At 68.6% G+C, this 14,848-nt stretch carries 18 protein-coding genes; all 18 read left to right on the top strand.

Annotated elements, in window-relative coordinates; all coding sequences use genetic code 11:
- The first annotated feature begins 16 nt into the window (after positions 1-16).
- Positions 17-1,174 (top strand): endolytic transglycosylase MltG, encoded by a 1,158-nt coding sequence (mltG, locus tag P0084_RS10525; RefSeq protein WP_308916802.1) that lies wholly within the window; start codon positions 17-19, stop codon positions 1,172-1,174.
- 264 nt (positions 1,175-1,438) lie between these two features.
- A complete protein-coding gene (locus P0084_RS10520) occupies positions 1,439-1,786 on the top strand; it encodes a hypothetical protein (RefSeq protein WP_308916801.1) in 348 nt (115 codons plus the stop codon).
- Entirely contained in the window at positions 1,752-3,062 is a 1,311-nt protein-coding gene (locus tag P0084_RS10515) for a DNA-packaging protein (protein ID WP_308916800.1), read from the top strand. The genes P0084_RS10520 and P0084_RS10515 overlap by 35 nt, the downstream gene beginning before the upstream one ends.
- A 53-nt stretch (positions 3,063-3,115) precedes the next feature.
- Complete coding sequence (locus tag P0084_RS10510) at positions 3,116-4,270, top strand: phage portal protein (RefSeq protein ID WP_308916799.1); 1,155 nt, start codon at positions 3,116-3,118, stop codon at positions 4,268-4,270.
- Positions 4,267-4,509, top strand: coding sequence for a GTA head formation protein, RCAP_rcc01685 family (locus P0084_RS10505; protein ID WP_308916798.1), 243 nt, complete (start codon positions 4,267-4,269; stop codon positions 4,507-4,509). The genes P0084_RS10510 and P0084_RS10505 overlap by 4 nt, the downstream gene beginning before the upstream one ends.
- Positions 4,510-4,535: 26 nt before the next feature.
- Entirely contained in the window at positions 4,536-5,066 is a 531-nt protein-coding gene (locus tag P0084_RS10500; protein ID WP_308916797.1) for an HK97 family phage prohead protease, read from the top strand.
- Between the two features lie 28 nt (positions 5,067-5,094).
- A complete protein-coding gene (locus tag P0084_RS10495; RefSeq protein ID WP_308916796.1) occupies positions 5,095-6,237 on the top strand; it encodes a phage major capsid protein in 1,143 nt (380 codons plus the stop codon).
- Between the two features lie 124 nt (positions 6,238-6,361).
- Positions 6,362-6,916, top strand: coding sequence for a head-tail connector protein (locus P0084_RS10490; protein WP_308916795.1), 555 nt, complete (start codon positions 6,362-6,364; stop codon positions 6,914-6,916).
- Entirely contained in the window at positions 6,913-7,266 is a 354-nt protein-coding gene (locus P0084_RS10485; RefSeq protein ID WP_308916794.1) for a head-tail adaptor protein, read from the top strand. The genes P0084_RS10490 and P0084_RS10485 overlap by 4 nt, the downstream gene beginning before the upstream one ends.
- Positions 7,256-7,660 (top strand): DUF3168 domain-containing protein, encoded by a 405-nt coding sequence (locus P0084_RS10480; protein WP_308916793.1) that lies wholly within the window; start codon positions 7,256-7,258, stop codon positions 7,658-7,660. Before P0084_RS10485 ends, P0084_RS10480 begins: the two co-directional genes overlap by 11 nt.
- 20 nt (positions 7,661-7,680) lie before the next feature.
- The gene (locus P0084_RS10475) at positions 7,681-8,094 is read left to right on the top strand and encodes a phage major tail protein, TP901-1 family (protein ID WP_308916792.1); all 414 of its coding nucleotides are present in this window, start codon (positions 7,681-7,683) and stop codon (positions 8,092-8,094) included.
- A complete protein-coding gene (locus P0084_RS10470) occupies positions 8,094-8,420 on the top strand; it encodes a GTA-gp10 family protein (protein WP_308916791.1) in 327 nt (108 codons plus the stop codon). Before P0084_RS10475 ends, P0084_RS10470 begins: the two co-directional genes overlap by 1 nt.
- A complete protein-coding gene (locus P0084_RS10465) occupies positions 8,417-8,617 on the top strand; it encodes a rcc01693 family protein (RefSeq protein ID WP_308916790.1) in 201 nt (66 codons plus the stop codon). Before P0084_RS10470 ends, P0084_RS10465 begins: the two co-directional genes overlap by 4 nt.
- Positions 8,607-9,038, top strand: a complete 432-nt coding sequence (locus tag P0084_RS10460; protein ID WP_308916789.1) for a hypothetical protein — start codon at positions 8,607-8,609, stop codon at positions 9,036-9,038. The genes P0084_RS10465 and P0084_RS10460 overlap by 11 nt, the downstream gene beginning before the upstream one ends.
- 13 nt (positions 9,039-9,051) lie before the next feature.
- The gene (locus P0084_RS10455) at positions 9,052-9,678 is read left to right on the top strand and encodes a DUF2460 domain-containing protein (RefSeq protein WP_308916788.1); all 627 of its coding nucleotides are present in this window, start codon (positions 9,052-9,054) and stop codon (positions 9,676-9,678) included.
- Positions 9,675-10,532, top strand: coding sequence for a DUF2163 domain-containing protein (locus P0084_RS10450; RefSeq protein ID WP_308916787.1), 858 nt, complete (start codon positions 9,675-9,677; stop codon positions 10,530-10,532). Before P0084_RS10455 ends, P0084_RS10450 begins: the two co-directional genes overlap by 4 nt.
- A complete protein-coding gene (locus tag P0084_RS10445; protein ID WP_308916786.1) occupies positions 10,433-10,957 on the top strand; it encodes a C40 family peptidase in 525 nt (174 codons plus the stop codon). Before P0084_RS10450 ends, P0084_RS10445 begins: the two co-directional genes overlap by 100 nt.
- Position 10,958: 1 nt before the next feature.
- Positions 10,959-14,780 carry a baseplate multidomain protein megatron gene (locus tag P0084_RS18580; protein ID WP_459554090.1) on the top strand — a complete coding sequence of 1,274 codons (3,822 nt, stop codon included), beginning with the start codon at positions 10,959-10,961 and terminating at the stop codon, positions 14,778-14,780.
- Positions 14,781-14,848: the final 68 nt, after the last annotated feature.

Here is a 14,848-nt window from a genome sequence, read left to right as displayed (position 1 = left end):
GAGGCGTATCCGTCCGATGTGGAAGCATATCACAGCGAACTTCCTGACCTTGGCCGTGGTCGCGGTCCTGGCGGTGGCCGTCGTCGTGCAGATCGGCAAGTCGCGTTGGGACGAACCGGGGCCGCTGGCGGAGGCCGCGTTCTTCGAGGTGCCGCCGGGTGCGTCCCTGCACGACGTCAGCGAGGCCTTGCAGGCGGCCGGCGTCATCGCATCGGGGACGGTCTTCCGTCTGGGCGCGCAGTATACGGAGCGGGCGGACGACCTGAAGTTCGGGACCTATGAGATCCCGGCGGGCGCCACGATGCCCGAGGTGCTGGACATCATCACGTCGGGTGGCCCCAGCGTGGTCCCGTTCACCGTGACCTATCTGGTGCGCAGCATCGGGCCGGAGATCCGCGTGCGCGAACGGCGCCCGGGCGAGACGCAGGCGGTCGAGGTCGCGACCTATGCGCCGGGCGATCCCGTGCCGGCGGCGTTCACGGCGCTGCTGGACCGAGACGTCCCGATCACCTGGCGCGTGGCCATCGCCCCCGGGCTGACGTCGTGGGAGGTGGTCGAGGGTCTGAAGGGTGCCGACTTCCTGACGGGCGAGGTCGAGGTTCCGGCGGAGGGGACCCTGGCACCCGACACCTATCAGGTGGATCGAGGATCCGCCCGCGATGCGTTGCTGGCGCGGATGACCTCCATCCAGGAGCGGCGGTTGGCGGATGCGTGGGCGAACCGCGCCCCCGGCCTGCCGATCGATACGCCGGAGGAGGCGCTGATCCTGGCGTCGATCATCGAGAAGGAGACCAGCGTTCCGGAGGAGCGGGGCCTGGTCGCCAGCGTGTTCGTGAATCGTCTGAACACGGGCATGCGTCTGCAAACGGACCCAACGGTGATCTATGGCGTGACCGAAGGCCGGGGGGCGTTGGGCCGTGGCCTGCGGCGCAGCGAGCTGGACACGCGAACGCCCTGGAACACGTACCAGATCGACGGATTGCCGCCGACGCCCATCGCGAATCCCAGCGCGGAGTCGCTGGCGGCGGCGGTGGATCCGGACAGCAGCGACTTCGTTTTCTTCGTCGCGGATGGAACGGGCGGACATGCCTTCGCGGAAACGCTCGCGGAGCACAACGCCAACGTCGCGCGCTGGCGCGCGATCGAGGCGGAGCGCGCGACCGACGACGGTTGACGGCCCCGGCCGGGGGCCACCCGTGCGGTCGTCGGGTGATGGACCGGATGAAGGCGGTGACTTCGCCGCGGCGGGGTTAACCGTTTCCAAACATTCCCGACGGCATTTTACGGATCTCGTCCGAAAAGGACGTTGACCGGCGCGGACGCTCCCACGGACACCATACCCAAGCTGGAAGACATGGGAGGACGGAACGGGGCCGCAGGGTCCGGGACCGCTCGACCGTTGGCTGCCCGTGCAACGCTTGTAGCACGGAGTTTTAGAATGACGGATCAGGACTTTTCGGACGACCGCGACGACCTGCTCGCGGACATCGAGGGACAAGCGCGCGCCGCGTTGACCGCCATGGCTTCGGTTCGGCGAGTCGTCGAGCGCGCGACACGGCAGATGGCGGAACGCCACGTCGTCGGGGGGGACGAAGACCTCCCCCGTCTGCAACGCGAACTGGGCGCCGCCCTCCGGGTGGTGACCGATGTGGAAGGGAAGGCCAAGGATGCACGACTCAAGCGCGATGGTGGAGGCGGACTCGATCTCGATGCCGCCCGGCGCGAGGTCGCCGATCGCCTCGCTCGCATCCATGCCGCCGGATCGACTGACGGCATGGCTGGATGAGCTGAGCGACAACGCCCTGGCGTCCCTGCCGTGGCTGTTCGACGTGTGGGGGCTGCCGCATCAGCAGCCCCCAGCGGGAGACTGGCGCACCTGGGTCGTGCTGGGCGGTCGTGGCGCGGGCAAGACCCGCGCCGGGGCCGAATGGGTCCGTGCGCAGGTCGAAGGTCCCCGTCCGCTGGACGCGGGCCGTGCCCGCCGCGTGGCGCTCGTCGGCGAGACCTACGACCAGGTGCGCGACGTCATGATCGAGGGCGACAGCGGGCTGCTGGCGTGCACCCCGCCGGACCGCAGGCCCGACTGGATCAGCACGCAGCGCAAGCTGGTGTGGCCAAACGGTGCGGTCGCGGTGGTCTGCTCCGCCAGCGATCCGGAGGCCATGCGCGGGCCGCAGTTCGACGCGGCCTGGGTCGACGAGCTCGCGAAGTGGCGCCGGGCCCATGACGCCTGGGACATGCTGCAGTTCTGCCTGCGCCTGGGGGACGATCCCCGCGCGGTGGTGACGACGACACCACGGAACGTCGAGGTCCTGAGGACCTTGCTGGCGCAGGACGATACCGTGACGACGCAGGCCCCCACGGAAGCCAACCGCGCCAATCTGGCACCCGGCTTCCTGAGCGCCGTGCGTCGCCGGTTCGGTGGGACGCGACTGGGTCGGCAGGAGTTGGACGGCGTTCTGGTGGACGAGGTTCCGGGCGCGTTCTGGACAGCCGCAGGTCTGGACGCCCTGCGCGGCACGCCGCCCGCACGGTTCGACCGGGTGGTCGTCGGCGTGGATCCAGCCGTGACGTCGCAGAGTGGTTCGGACGAGACCGGCATCGTCGTGGTGGGCGTGGTGCAGGATGGACCACCGTCCGACTGGACCGCCTGGGTGCTGGAGGATGCGAGCGTATCAGGCGCGACCCCGTCGCAATGGGCCGCCGCCGTGGCGGATGCCTACGATCGACATGGCGCCGATCGCGTCGTAGCCGAGGGCAATCAGGGCGGCGACATGATCGAGGCGGTGCTGCGCCAGGCCGCGCCCTCCGTGAGCTATCGCAAGGTGACGGCACGGCGAGGCAAGTCCGCGCGGGCCGAGCCGGTGGCTGCGTTGTACGAACGGGGCCGGGTCCGCCATGTCGCGGGACTGGTGCCCTTGGAAGATCAGATGTGCGCGATGGCATCGTCCGGCTATGGCGGTTCCGGCTCGCCCGATCGATGCGATGCGTTGGTCTGGGCCCTTTGGGCTGCCCTGCTGGAGCCGGGGCGGCGCGGCGAACCGGTCATCCGGCGATTGTGAGAAAGGGGTCCCGCGGGGCCCCTTTTCTTTTCCGACACAGGAAGGACGGCACGATGTTCAATTTCCTCCGCAAGGCCGATGCGCCGGACGCGACGAAGGCCAGCGCAGCGGGACGCGTCACCACGTGGGGCGTGGCCGGGCGCAGCGTCTGGTCTGCTCGTGACGCGGGCACGCTGACGCGCATGGGGTTCCTGAACAACCCCGTCGGGTTCCGTGCCGTGAAGCTGATCGCGGAAGCCGCGGCGGCCCTGCCGCTGACGGTATCCGGCGCGGAGGGCCGCTATGCCGATCATCCGGTGTTGCGGCGCCTGTCGAACCCGAACTGCGTGCAGGGCGGCGCGGACTGGTTCGAGGGGCTGTACGGGCAGCTTTTGCTGTCAGGCAACGCTTACGTGGAAGCGGTCGGCCTGGAGGCGGGGTGGCCTGCGGAACTGCATGTGTTGCGGTCCGACCGCATGAGCGTCGTGCCGGGCACCGATGGCTGGCCCGTGGCGTTCGAGTATGCCGCCGGAGGCCGCACGCACCGGTTCGAGGTGGGGGCCGTATCGCCCATCTGCCACCTGCGCTGCTTCCATCCGTTGGACGATCACTACGGTCTGAGCCCGCTCGCCGCGGCCGCGGCCGCCATCGACGTCCACAACGCCGCGAGCCGTTGGTCGAAGGCGCTTCTGGACAACGCCGCCCGGCCATCGGGCGCGATCGTGAACGAATCCAACGAACCGCTGACGCCGGCGCAGTTCGACCGCCTGAGCGAGGCATTGGCCGCTGAACACCAGGGTGCTGCGAATGCGGGCCGCCCGATGCTGCTGGATGGAGGGCTCGAATGGAAGCCGATGGGCCTGTCCCCGTCCGACATGGAGTTCCGCGCGACCAAGGAGGCCGCCGCGCGCGAGATCGCGACCGCCTTCGGGATCCCGCCGATGATGCTGGGGATCCCCGGGGAGGCGACCTATGCGAACTACGCGGAGGCGAACCGCGCGTTCTATCGCCTGACGGTCCTCCCGATGGCGGGCCGGGTCTGCGAAAGGCTGGCGGCATGGCTTTCGGTGGTGGGGGGCGAGACGGTCCGGCTGGACGTCGACCGCGACCGGGTACCGGCCCTGCAATCGGAGCGGGACGCGGAATGGGGCCGCGTGTCCGACGCCACCTTCCTGACGGAGGCGGAACGGCGCAGCCTGCTGGGTCTGCCGCCCGCGCCGAGCGCATGAGCGGGTCCCGCGCCAATGCCGCCAGTGGATCGCGGTTCCTGTACGACCCGTTCGACGCGGCCAATGCTCGGATCGACGCCAACGAGCGCGTCCTCGCCGAGCGTTGGGAAGGTCTCGAATTCCGGCTGAACGCCATCGAGGTCGCCTTGGAGCGCCTGGAGAAGCGCCTGTGGCTGGCGATGATGGGAGTCGTCGGCACCGTCCTGGCCCAAGGGGTCAAGTACCTGACGTCCCTGTGACGCAACACCCTGAAAGGAGGCCCACCATGGGTCTGGAAACGAAGTTCGCGGCGGAATGCGACGTACCGCTCCGGCTGGAGGGGGATGCCTTGGTCAGCGGCTATGCGTCCCTCTTCGGGGTGGTCGACAGCGGCGGCGACATCGTCGCGCCCGGCGCCTATTGCGACGGCCTCGCGCGCATCGCCACCGAAGGTGGCCGGGTGCGGATGCTGTGGCAGCACGACCCGTCCTGCGTCATCGGCGTCTGGGACGAGGTGCGCGAAGATGCGAAGGGCCTGTTCGTCCGCGGTCGCCTGCTGCCCGACGTGGCGCAGGGCCGGGAAGCCGCAGCACTGGTCCGTGCCGGCGCGCTGGATGGCCTGAGCATCGGATACACGGTCAAGCGCGCAGTCCGGAACGAGGCCGGGCATCGCGTGCTGAAGGAGTTGGACCTTTGGGAGGTGTCGCTGGTGACCTTTCCCATGCTGTCCAGCGCGCGGGTCGGCGCGAAGTCCCAATCCGACCGAACCTTGGTGCGTCTGCTGCAAGCCGCGCGCCGCGACCTGGCGCATGGCTGAGCGCCGCCACCACCCCGAGGAGACAGACATGAGCGAAGACCGCACCGGCGACGTCGCCGAGGCGCTGACGGGACTCGTCAGTGACATGGCCGGGTTCCGCCGGACCATCGAGGAACGCATGGAACGACAGGAGACGCGAATGACCCACGGCCTCAAGCACGCCCGCCCCCCCCTGGAGGTCGCGGCACAGGAAGCCCCCCATGGCAAGGCGCTGGACGCCTATCTGCGCCGGGGCGACGACGAGCCGCTGCGCGCGCTGCCCCTGGAGGGCAAGGCGCTGAACACCGCCGTGGCGGGTGAGGGCGGCTATCTCGTCGATCCCGAGACGGCGGCCACGGTCGCAAGCGTCCTGAAGGCGTCGGCATCCCTGCGGACCGTCGCGTCGGTCGTGACCGTCGAGGCGACCTCCTACGACGTTCTGGTCGACCATGCCGATCTCGACGCGGGTTGGGCCGCCGAGACGGCAGCCCGCACCGAGACCGGGACGCCCGTCCTGGATCGCATCAGCATCCCGCTGCACGAGTTGTCCGCCCTGCCGAAGGCGAGCCAGCGCTTGCTGGACGACGCGGCGTTCGACGTCGAGGGTTGGCTGGCCAAGCGGATCGCGGACAAGTTCGCCCGCGCCGAGGCGACCGCCTTCGTGTCCGGCGACGGCCAGGACAAGCCTCGTGGCTTCCTGACCTATGCGGCCGTTCCGAACGATACGTGGAGCTGGGGGAGCCTGGGATACGTCGCATCCGGCGCCGATGGGGACTTCGCCCAGTCCTCGGCCACGGACGCGATCGTCGACTTGGTCTATGCGCTCGAGGCTCGCTACCGGACGAACGCCACCTTCGTGATGAACTCCAAGACGGCGGGTGCGGTGCGCAAGATGAAGGATGCGGACGGCCGGTTCCTTTGGTCGGACAGCCTCGCATCGGCGCAGCCCGCGCAATTGATGGGCTATCCGGTCCTGGTGTCCGAGGACATGCCGGACATCGGCTCGGGCGAGTCCGCCATCGCGTTCGGCGACTTCGCGTCCGGCTACACCATCGCGGAGCGTCCCGACCTGCGGGTCCTGCGTGATCCGTTCAGCGCGAAGCCGCACGTCCTGTTCTATGCGACCAAGCGCGTGGGCGGGAACGTGACCGACTTCGCGGCGATCAAGGTCCTGCGCTTCTCGGTCGACTGACCGGCACGCGCGCCATCCCGCCCCCACGAGGGGGCGGGTCAGGGGCCGGGCGGCTTCCAGCTCGATCCGCATGGGCGGCGGTCCGGCCCCATCAATCCGACATCCATCCACGAAGGGGGACGCCATGTCCTTGACGATCCTGCGTGACGAAACGGTGCCCGATGCGCGCCTGCCCGTTGCCGATCTGGCCCGTGCGATGCGCTTGCCCGAAGGGTGGGACGCGGAGACGGGACGCCCGACGCGCCTGGCCGAACGATTGCGGGCCGCCTTGTCCTTCGTGGAGCTGCGCTGCGGTCTGGCGCTGTTGGCGCGGACGGTCGAGATGGCGGGTCCGCACCGGACCGGGTCCGGCGTGCCGCTGCCCGCGGGACCGGTCGAGGCTGTGCAATCCGTATCGGTGGACGGGATCCCCGTCGCAGGGGAGGACGTGGCCGTGCACATCGCGGATGGCCGTTGGTCGCTGGGCCTGCCGTCCGCCCCCTTCGACGGCGCCGCCCTGAGCGTGACGGTGCGAGCCGGATACGGCGAATGGGCGGATCTGCCTGCCTTGCTGCGGGAGGCCGTCCTCGCCGTCGCGGAGGCGCTGGAGTTAGGGGAGGATCCGCTTCGCAGCGGAACCGTCGCACGTCTGTTGGGGCCGTGGCGCCCGGTCGGCCTGGGCGGAAGGGCCTTCGCATGAGGCGTACCCTGACGCGACGCCTGGTGCGGCTGGTGCCCGATCACGTCGGGGACGGTGCGGGCGGGCTGTCCCGGACCTGGGTCGAGGTCGGCGCCCTGTGGGGCGACGTGCAGGCGCGATCGGGTTCGCTGCGCGTGACGGAACTGGGTGCGGACCCGCGGTTGAAGGTGCGCATCGTGATCCACGGCGTTCCGGACGACCATCCCAGCCGTCCCCGGCAGGGGGACCGCCTGCGCGACGGCGGACGCCTGTTCGAGGTCGAGGCGGTCCACGCGATCGACCATCGCGGTCGGTATCTGGGTTGCTTCGCCCACGAGGTCAGCGAACGGGAGGGCGGAGATGTCCTATGAGGCGGGGGCTGCACTGCAGAAGGCCCTGTTCGATGCCCTCTCGGTGGACAGCGCACTGCGCGAGCTGGTCGGGACGGCGATCCACGACGCCGATCCCGATGGGGCGGCGGACCTCTACGTCGTGCTGGGGCCGGAGCGGGTCGCTGGTGCCTCCGATGCGACGGGTGCCGGAGCCGTGCATCGGGCGACGATCGGAGTCGTGACGACACGCGCCGGCTTCCGTGCGGCCAAGGCGGCTGCTGCGCGGATCAGCGCCATCCTGCACGATGCGTCCCTGCCGTTGGCGACGGGGCGGCTGGTCGCGCTCGACTTCCTGGACGCGCGGGCGTCGCGCGACCGAACAGCACGGACACGACGCGTGGACATGACGTTCCGCGCGCGCATCGAACTCTGAGATAGTACGGGAGGCACGCCATGGGCGCGCAACGGGGCAGGGACCTTCTGCTGAAGATCGACCTGGACGGCGACGGGACATTCGAGACCTTGGGAGGCTTGCGGGCCACGCGGATCGCGTTCGACGCGGGCACGGTGGACGTCACGCACATGGACAGCGCGGGCGGATGGCGCGAACTGATGCCGAACGCCGCGCCCAAGTCCGCCGCGATCCGCGGGTCGGGCATATTCCGCGACGAGGCCTCGGACGCCCGTGCCCGTCAACTGTTCTGGGACGGTCGCGTAGCGACGATCCGCGTCGTGATCCCGCATTTCGGGATCGTCTCCGGCCCGTTCCAGATCACGTCCCTCGAATTGTCCGGCAATCACGATGGAGAGGCGACCTATGAACTCGCACTCGCTTCCGCCGGGGCGTTGGACTTCGCGGCGCTCTGATGGCGAACCCATGGGAAGGCGAGGTCGAGCTGACAATCGACGGGAAGGCACGGCGGATGCGATTGACCTTGCGGGCCCTCGCCGAACTGGAACGGTCGCTCGACGTGGATGACGTCGACGCCCTGCTGGCGATACTCGACGGCAATCGATTGGGGGCGCGCGAACTGGTCGCGTTGGCCGTAGCAGGCCTGCGTGGCGGCGGGTGGGCGGTCGATGCAGGCATGCTGCTGGATGCGGACATAGCGGGTGGACCCGCGGCCCTGATCGCGGCCGTGGCCCGTATGGTGGAGACGGGGTTCCGGCTGCCTGACGGGGCTGCACGATGATCCTGCCTTGGCCGGACCTGATGCGCGCAGGCCTGCGCGACCTGAAGCTGGAACCGCGGGTGTTCTGGGATCTGACCCCGGCGGAACTGCTGTTCCTTCTGGGCGACGGTGCCGGGGGCGCGCCCATGCGCACGGAAGGGTTGCGGCAGCTGATGGCCCGCTTCCCCGACGAAACGGAGGACGATCATGCGATCTGATGACTTGGACGACGCGTTGCTGGAACTGGAGGACGCGCTTGGCGGCTCCGGTGCGGTCGCGACGCGGTTCGCGGCCGAACTGGCCTCCCTGGAGGCCGGAATGACCCGGGCGGGGCGCCAGTCGGAACGACTGGGTCGGTCCGTGCAGTCGAGCTTGCGGCGGGCCTTCGACGTTGTGCTGTTCGACGGTGCAGCGGTCGGGGACGCGGCCCGGGGAGCAGCGCGATCGGTGTCGCAGCGATCCCACCACGCAGCGATATCGCCAATCGGCGACGCCCTGGCGGCGGCCTCGCCCTTCGGCGGTGGCGTCAACGTCACCATGAACGTCGCCACGCCGGACGTCGCGGGGTTCCAGCGGACCCGGACGCAGATCGCCGGGGCCCTCGGTCGGGCCATCGCCCGTGGTCAGCGCAATCAGTGAGAGGGAGGATGCGATGGCATTCGATGACGTGCGCTTTCCGGCGCGGATTTCGTTCGGCGCCACGGGCGGTCCCGAGCGGATGACCGAGATCGTGACCCTTGCCAACGGACGCGAGGAACGCAACACGCCCTGGGCGCACTCCCGGCGGCGCTTCGATGCCGGCACCGGCATTCGATCGCTGGACGACGTCGCCGAAGTCGTGGCGTTCTTCGAAGCACGCAGAGGTCGGCTGCGCGCATTCCGTTGGAAGGACTGGTCCGACTTCCAGTCTTGCTCCCCGTCGGGGACCATCGCAGCGACAGACCAGGTCCTGGGACACGGCGATGGAGCGCGGACCGCGTTCCTTCTGAGCAAGACATATGGCGGAGGCGACCACGGGTATGTTCGTCCTATCGGAAAGCCGGTCGTAGGAAGCGTCGTGGTAGCCGTGAACGGGGAGCCCGTAGCTGCCGGGTTCGAGGTCGACCATGGTTCCGGCACGGTAACGTTCGGCGCCCCACCCCCGTCCGGCACGGTCGTCAGTGCTGGCTTCGCCTTCGACGTTCCGGTCCGGTTCGACACCGACGCGCTGCCGGTGACGGCAGCGGGCTTCGCCGCCGGCATCCTGCCGGAGATCCCGGTGCTGGAGGTTCGCGCATGAGCGTCCTCGGCACGCGGATGGCGGCTTCAGCCTCGACGATCTGCCGGGCCTGGATACTTCGACGCGAGGACGGCGTCGTCCTCGGGTCGACCGATCACGACGGTGAACTGATCGTGAACGGCGTGGCGTGCCGTCCGACGGCTGGGGCGTCCGGGGGAGCTTTCGAAGCCGGAACGGGCCTCGGGGTCGATACGGGCGCCATCACGGGCGCATTGAGGGATGACACCCTGTCCGAGGAGGACCTGTCCGCAGGGCGATGGGATGGTGCGTCGGTCGAAGGGTTCATCGTCGATTGGTCCGACGGCGCGTTCGAGCGGACGTTCCGTGGCACCCTGGGCGAGGTCGTAGAGGAGGACGGCACGTTCCGAGCGGAGCTGCTGGGTCAATCGTCCAAGCTCAACACGATGCGCGGGCGCATCTACCAGGCCGACTGCGATGCGATCCTGGGGGATGCCCGGTGTCGGGTAGACCTGACCGCGACCGGACGCCGGGCGACCGGACGGATCCTGGATATCGGTGTGGGAACGGTGGACGTCCAATTGGACGATACGAGCTTCAGAAAGCCCGCCGGTTGGTTCGGGCACGGGGTCGCGATCGGCCTCGACGGGCCGGCGACCGGCCTGCGGGGACAGGTCGAAGGAGATCTTCTCGAAGGATCAGTCCGCCGCGTGGGCATCCGCTGGAATGGTGCAGTGACGCCAAGCATCGGGGACAAGCTCACGCTGGAAGTGGGATGTGACAAGACGTTGACGACATGTCGGGACAAGTTCGACAACCGATTGAACTTTCGAGGATGTCCGCACATTCCGGGCGCCGACTGGCTGACCGCCGCACTGCCGGTTACAGCAGGATGAATGCGGTGGTCGCCGAGGCACGATCGTGGATCGGGACGCCGTACGTTGCCGGTGCGTCGCGACGTGGAGGCGGATGCGACTGCCTGGGCCTCGTGCGCGGGGTCTGGCGAACCATGGTCGGCCCCGAACCGTCCTATCCCCGTCAACCGACCGACGCACCCGTGTCCACGGATGTCCTGATCCACGGCCTTCGCGATCACATGCGCATGGTCCCCGCCGATCACGTCCTGCACGAGGGGCAAAACCTCGTCTTCGACCTCCGCGGTGCCACCGGCGGGGGTCACCTCGGGGTTCTATGCCGGTCGGGTGACGGTTGGACCTTCCTGCATTCCTATTCCGGACGGGGTGTCACCGAATCCACCCTGTCCGATCCCTGGCACGGCCGCATCGTCGCCAGATTCCTGTTCCCCATGGAGGGTCGATAGCATGGCGACTTTGGTTCTGGGCGCGATGGGTGCCGCCATAGGGGGGTCCATCGGAGGGTCCGCGTTGGGCCTGAGCGGTGCGATCCTGGGGCGCGCCGTGGGCGCTACGGTCGGACGTGCCGTCGATCAAGCCGTGTTGGGCGGTGGATCGCGAACGGTGTCCCAGGGGCGGCTGGAGCGCATCTACCTGACCGGGGCCAACGAAGGCGCGCCGATCCCGCGCGTCTGGGGGCGGATGCGAGTGTCCGCGCAGGTGCTGTGGGCATCGAACGTCGTCGAGACCGCGACGCGGCACGGTGGGGGGAAAGGACGCGCCGCCGTGGAGGCGCACGCATATTCGATCAGCCTGGCATTGGGCCTATGCCAGGGCGAGGTGACTGGCATCGGGCGTGTCTGGGCGGATGGACGCGTGGTGGCGGATGGTGCGATGCATCTTAGGTTGCACACGGGCTCCGAAGAGCAACTGCCCGATTCCGCATTGGAGGCAGCCTTGGGTCCGGCGAATGCGCCGGCGTTCCGCGGGCTCGCCTATATCGTCATCGAGGACCTCGACCTCGGGCCTTATGGGAACCGGATCCCCCAGTTCAGCGTGGAGGTGATGCGGCGCCCACCCTCGTCGGACGGGGCGCCCGGCGTTCCCGACCTCGTACGGGGGGTGGCCTTGATCCCCGGCAGTGGAGAGTTCGCGTTGGCGACCGATCGTGTCGATTATCGCGACGGGCCTGGAATGACCCGATCGGCAAACGTCCACAGTCCGGCGGAAGTGCCCGATCTAGCCGCGTCGCTGACGCAGTTGCGCACCGAGCTTCCGAAGGTGGAAACGGTTTCACTGACAGTGTGCTGGTTCGGGGACGATCTGCGATGCGCCGACTGCACGATCCGCCCAAAGGTCGAGCACCGCGGCGTGGAGACGGTTCCGTACGCTTGGTCCGCCGGCGGGCTGGATCGCGCTTCGGCCCGTGTCGTGCGCCGGAGAGACGGGCGTCCCATGTTCGGGGGGACGCCGAGCGACCGGTCCGTCCTGGACGCGATCCGTGCCGTGCATGCGGGCGGTCAACGGGTGACGTACTATCCTTTCGTCCTCATGGATCAACTCATGGTCGATGGACTTCCTGATCCCTGGGGCAACGGTGTGCAGGGTGACCTGCCATGGAGAGGGCGCATCACCGCATCACGGGGCCCCGGCACGGGTGGAGGTGTCGACGGAACCGCCCAAGCCGCCGCCGAGGTGGCGACATTCTTCGGTCACGCCGACGCCGCCGATTTCGTACAGCAGGGAGACAACGTCGTTTTCCGCGGCGATCCAAGCGATTGGGGCTATCGCCGCTTCGTCCTGCATCAGGCCGCCCTGTGCATGGTCGCGGGCGGGGTCGACTCGTTCTGCATCGGTTCCGAGATGCGGGGGCTTACGCAGGTGCGCGACGAAGCCGGGGGCTTTCCCGCGGTGGACGCGTTGCGCGCCCTGGCGGCAGAGGTGCGGGTCATGCTCCCGGAGGCGGCGATCGGCTATGCAGCGGATTGGTCGGAGTATTTCGGTTATCACCCACAGGACAGGTCCGGAGACGTGCTGTTCCATCTCGATCCGCTATGGGGGGATCCGAACGTCGATTTCGTCGGGATCGACAACTACATGCCCCTGTCCGACCGGCGCCCGGGCGACGGTGCCGGCGACCTTGAGTCCCATGTCGAAGGCGGGGAAGGGTTCGACTGGTACTATGCTTCCCGGGAGGACCGCGATGGCCGACGTCGAACGCCGATCACGGACGGCATCCACGACGAAGCATGGCTGTTCCGGTATAAGGATATCCGGTCGTGGTGGTCCTTGCCACATCACGAACGGCATGGAGGTCGAAGGTCGTCCCAGCCGACGGAGTGGGTGCCCCGGTCGAAGCCGATCCGCTTCACGGAATATGGATGCGGTGCGGTCCACCTCGGATCGAATGAGCCGAACCGGTTCCCCGACCCGCATTCGGTCGAAGGGGGCCTTCCGTACCATTCGGATGGACGACGGGACGATGCGGCGCAGCATGCACATGTTCGGGCCCTCCTGCGCCATTGGACGACGGATGCCGTCAACCCGATATCCGACCTGTACGGTGGCCCGATGCTCGACCTCGGGCGATCCTGCCTGTGGGCATGGGACGCGCGACCTTGGCCTGCCTTCCCGCGCGATCTGGACGCCTGGTCGGATGGGGGGGCATATGCCGCGGGCCACTGGTGGAACGGGCGTGCAACGCATGTCCCCCTTGCCGACCTCGTCGCGATGCTCTGTCGAGAGGCCGGGATCACGCATTTCGACGTGACCGGTCTGCACACCGTGATCTCGGGCTATGCCGTCTCCGAAGTCCAATCGGCACGCTCCGACCTCCAGCCGTTGCTTACAGCGTACGACGTGGTGGCAGCGGAGCGGGACGGCGTGCTGGTCTTTAGTGAACGCGGCACGGAATCGATCACCCCGATCGAGATCGATGATCTCGCTCGTCGCGGCGATGATCCGGTACTGGTTCGGTCGCGTGACGAACTCGGCGTCGGTTTCGCCCGGGTCCGGGTGCACCATGTCGAAGCCGGCGGAGACTTTGCGGTCACGGTCGCGTCGGGAGGAGGGGGACACGGCCTCGAAGGCGATATGGACCTACCCTTGATGCTATATCCGGGGCAGGCATCACGCATCGCGACGCGGGCGGTCGGGGTAGCGTCGGCCGGGCGCGATACACTGGAACTGAGTCTGCCGCCGTCGCGGCGGGACATCACCATCGGGTCCGTCCTGAGCCTCGATGGCCGATCTGGAAGGTGGGAGGTCGAGCGATCGATTGAGGCGGGGACGCGCGACGTCGTGGCGCGGCGACTGGCGGAATCAGTTCACCCTGCGTCGGATGCAAACATCCCCGCAAAGCGTTCGAGCGGTCATCAGGCGCGAGGACCGGTGGAAGCCGTCGTCCTAGACCTTCCATCGCCCGACGGTGGCGACGGCATCGCGCAGTTGCATGTCGGCGCCGTTGCCTCTCCATGGCCCGGTGTCGTGGATGTCGCGACCTCGCCGGAGAACGGCGGGTATCGGAATGCATCGCGGTTGACCCGCCCGGCGCAGATCGGCCTGACCGAAACTCCGCTGGTCGCAGCCGCGCCGGGCGTTCTAGATAGGGGGGCGGCCTTGATCGTGCACCTGGCGGGTACGTTGGAGTCCGTGACACGGCGCGCCTTGTTGGATGGCCGCAACCGCCTGGCCATTGGGTCCGGTACCTCCGATGAATGGGAAGTGGTTCAGTTCGCGGACGCAACGCCCCTCGGCGATGCAAGGTGGGCCTTGTCGGGACGATTGCGGGGTGCTCGGGGATCGGGCGGCGCCGAGATCGCGCGGGGACATCCCGTCGGCAGCATGGTGGTGATGCTAGACGACGGCGTGGTGCCGTTACCGGTTCCAACCGAACACATCGGTACGGATCGGTTCATCCGATACCGGCCGAGCGGCGCCGGAGCGGCAGGCGACGTCCATCATGTCGTGCGGCCCATCGACGTGGCAGGACGGGAGATGACGGTCGCACATCTGTCCCATGTGCGCGTCGGTCAGGTCGACCGGTTCGAGTGGTTCGGGCGTTCGATCGGTGCGCGGCCGTTCACGATATCTCCGCGACCGAGTTCGTTTCACGTTACCGTTCGAGCCGGAGGGATCGACGTGCTGGATGGGAGTACGCAGGTTCCGCGGTTCGAACTGACTCAGGGGGAGCGGGCGACCCTGGGGTTGGGTGAACCCTATCAGCTCGGGGTCGCCCAGGTCGGAGCGGATGGGCGGCACGGGCCCGAGCGCTGGGTCACGGTGAAGTGACGGAACATGGACCGTGTTGCGCGGGCCCGTCCCACGCCCTAGGTCAGACGGACCCTCCGTCTGGGAGC

The organism is Jannaschia maritima (assembly GCF_030973515.1).
Classification (GTDB): Bacteria; Pseudomonadota; Alphaproteobacteria; order Rhodobacterales; family Rhodobacteraceae; genus Jannaschia; species Jannaschia maritima.
Note: the sequence above shows the minus strand (reverse complement) of the source record. Positions and strands in the feature narration are given on the sequence as shown.

Excerpts from the sequence above, each read along its gene's own strand:
- P0084_RS10490 (WP_308916795.1), top strand. The coding sequence starts at position 6,362 with ATGTCCTTGACGATCCTGCGTGACGAAACGGTGCCCGATGCGCGCCTG.
- P0084_RS10485 (WP_308916794.1), top strand. The coding sequence starts at position 6,913 with ATGAGGCGTACCCTGACGCGACGCCTGGTGCGGCTGGTGCCCGATCAC.
- P0084_RS10480 (WP_308916793.1), top strand. The coding sequence starts at position 7,256 with ATGTCCTATGAGGCGGGGGCTGCACTGCAGAAGGCCCTGTTCGATGCC.
- mltG (WP_308916802.1), top strand. The coding sequence starts at position 17 with ATGTGGAAGCATATCACAGCGAACTTCCTGACCTTGGCCGTGGTCGCG.
- P0084_RS10450 (WP_308916787.1), top strand. The coding sequence starts at position 9,675 with ATGAGCGTCCTCGGCACGCGGATGGCGGCTTCAGCCTCGACGATCTGC.
- P0084_RS10510 (WP_308916799.1), top strand. The coding sequence starts at position 3,116 with ATGTTCAATTTCCTCCGCAAGGCCGATGCGCCGGACGCGACGAAGGCC.
- P0084_RS10465 (WP_308916790.1), top strand. The coding sequence starts at position 8,417 with ATGATCCTGCCTTGGCCGGACCTGATGCGCGCAGGCCTGCGCGACCTG.
- P0084_RS10460 (WP_308916789.1), top strand. The coding sequence starts at position 8,607 with ATGCGATCTGATGACTTGGACGACGCGTTGCTGGAACTGGAGGACGCG.
- P0084_RS10470 (WP_308916791.1), top strand. The coding sequence starts at position 8,094 with ATGGCGAACCCATGGGAAGGCGAGGTCGAGCTGACAATCGACGGGAAG.
- P0084_RS10520 (WP_308916801.1), top strand. The coding sequence starts at position 1,439 with ATGACGGATCAGGACTTTTCGGACGACCGCGACGACCTGCTCGCGGAC.
- P0084_RS10475 (WP_308916792.1), top strand. The coding sequence starts at position 7,681 with ATGGGCGCGCAACGGGGCAGGGACCTTCTGCTGAAGATCGACCTGGAC.
- P0084_RS10505 (WP_308916798.1), top strand. The coding sequence starts at position 4,267 with ATGAGCGGGTCCCGCGCCAATGCCGCCAGTGGATCGCGGTTCCTGTAC.
- P0084_RS10515 (WP_308916800.1), top strand. The coding sequence starts at position 1,752 with ATGCCGCCGGATCGACTGACGGCATGGCTGGATGAGCTGAGCGACAAC.
- P0084_RS10445 (WP_308916786.1), top strand. The coding sequence starts at position 10,433 with ATGTCGGGACAAGTTCGACAACCGATTGAACTTTCGAGGATGTCCGCA.
- P0084_RS18580 (WP_459554090.1), top strand. The coding sequence starts at position 10,959 with ATGGCGACTTTGGTTCTGGGCGCGATGGGTGCCGCCATAGGGGGGTCC.
- P0084_RS10495 (WP_308916796.1), top strand. The coding sequence starts at position 5,095 with ATGAGCGAAGACCGCACCGGCGACGTCGCCGAGGCGCTGACGGGACTC.
- P0084_RS10455 (WP_308916788.1), top strand. The coding sequence starts at position 9,052 with ATGGCATTCGATGACGTGCGCTTTCCGGCGCGGATTTCGTTCGGCGCC.
- P0084_RS10500 (WP_308916797.1), top strand. The coding sequence starts at position 4,536 with ATGGGTCTGGAAACGAAGTTCGCGGCGGAATGCGACGTACCGCTCCGG.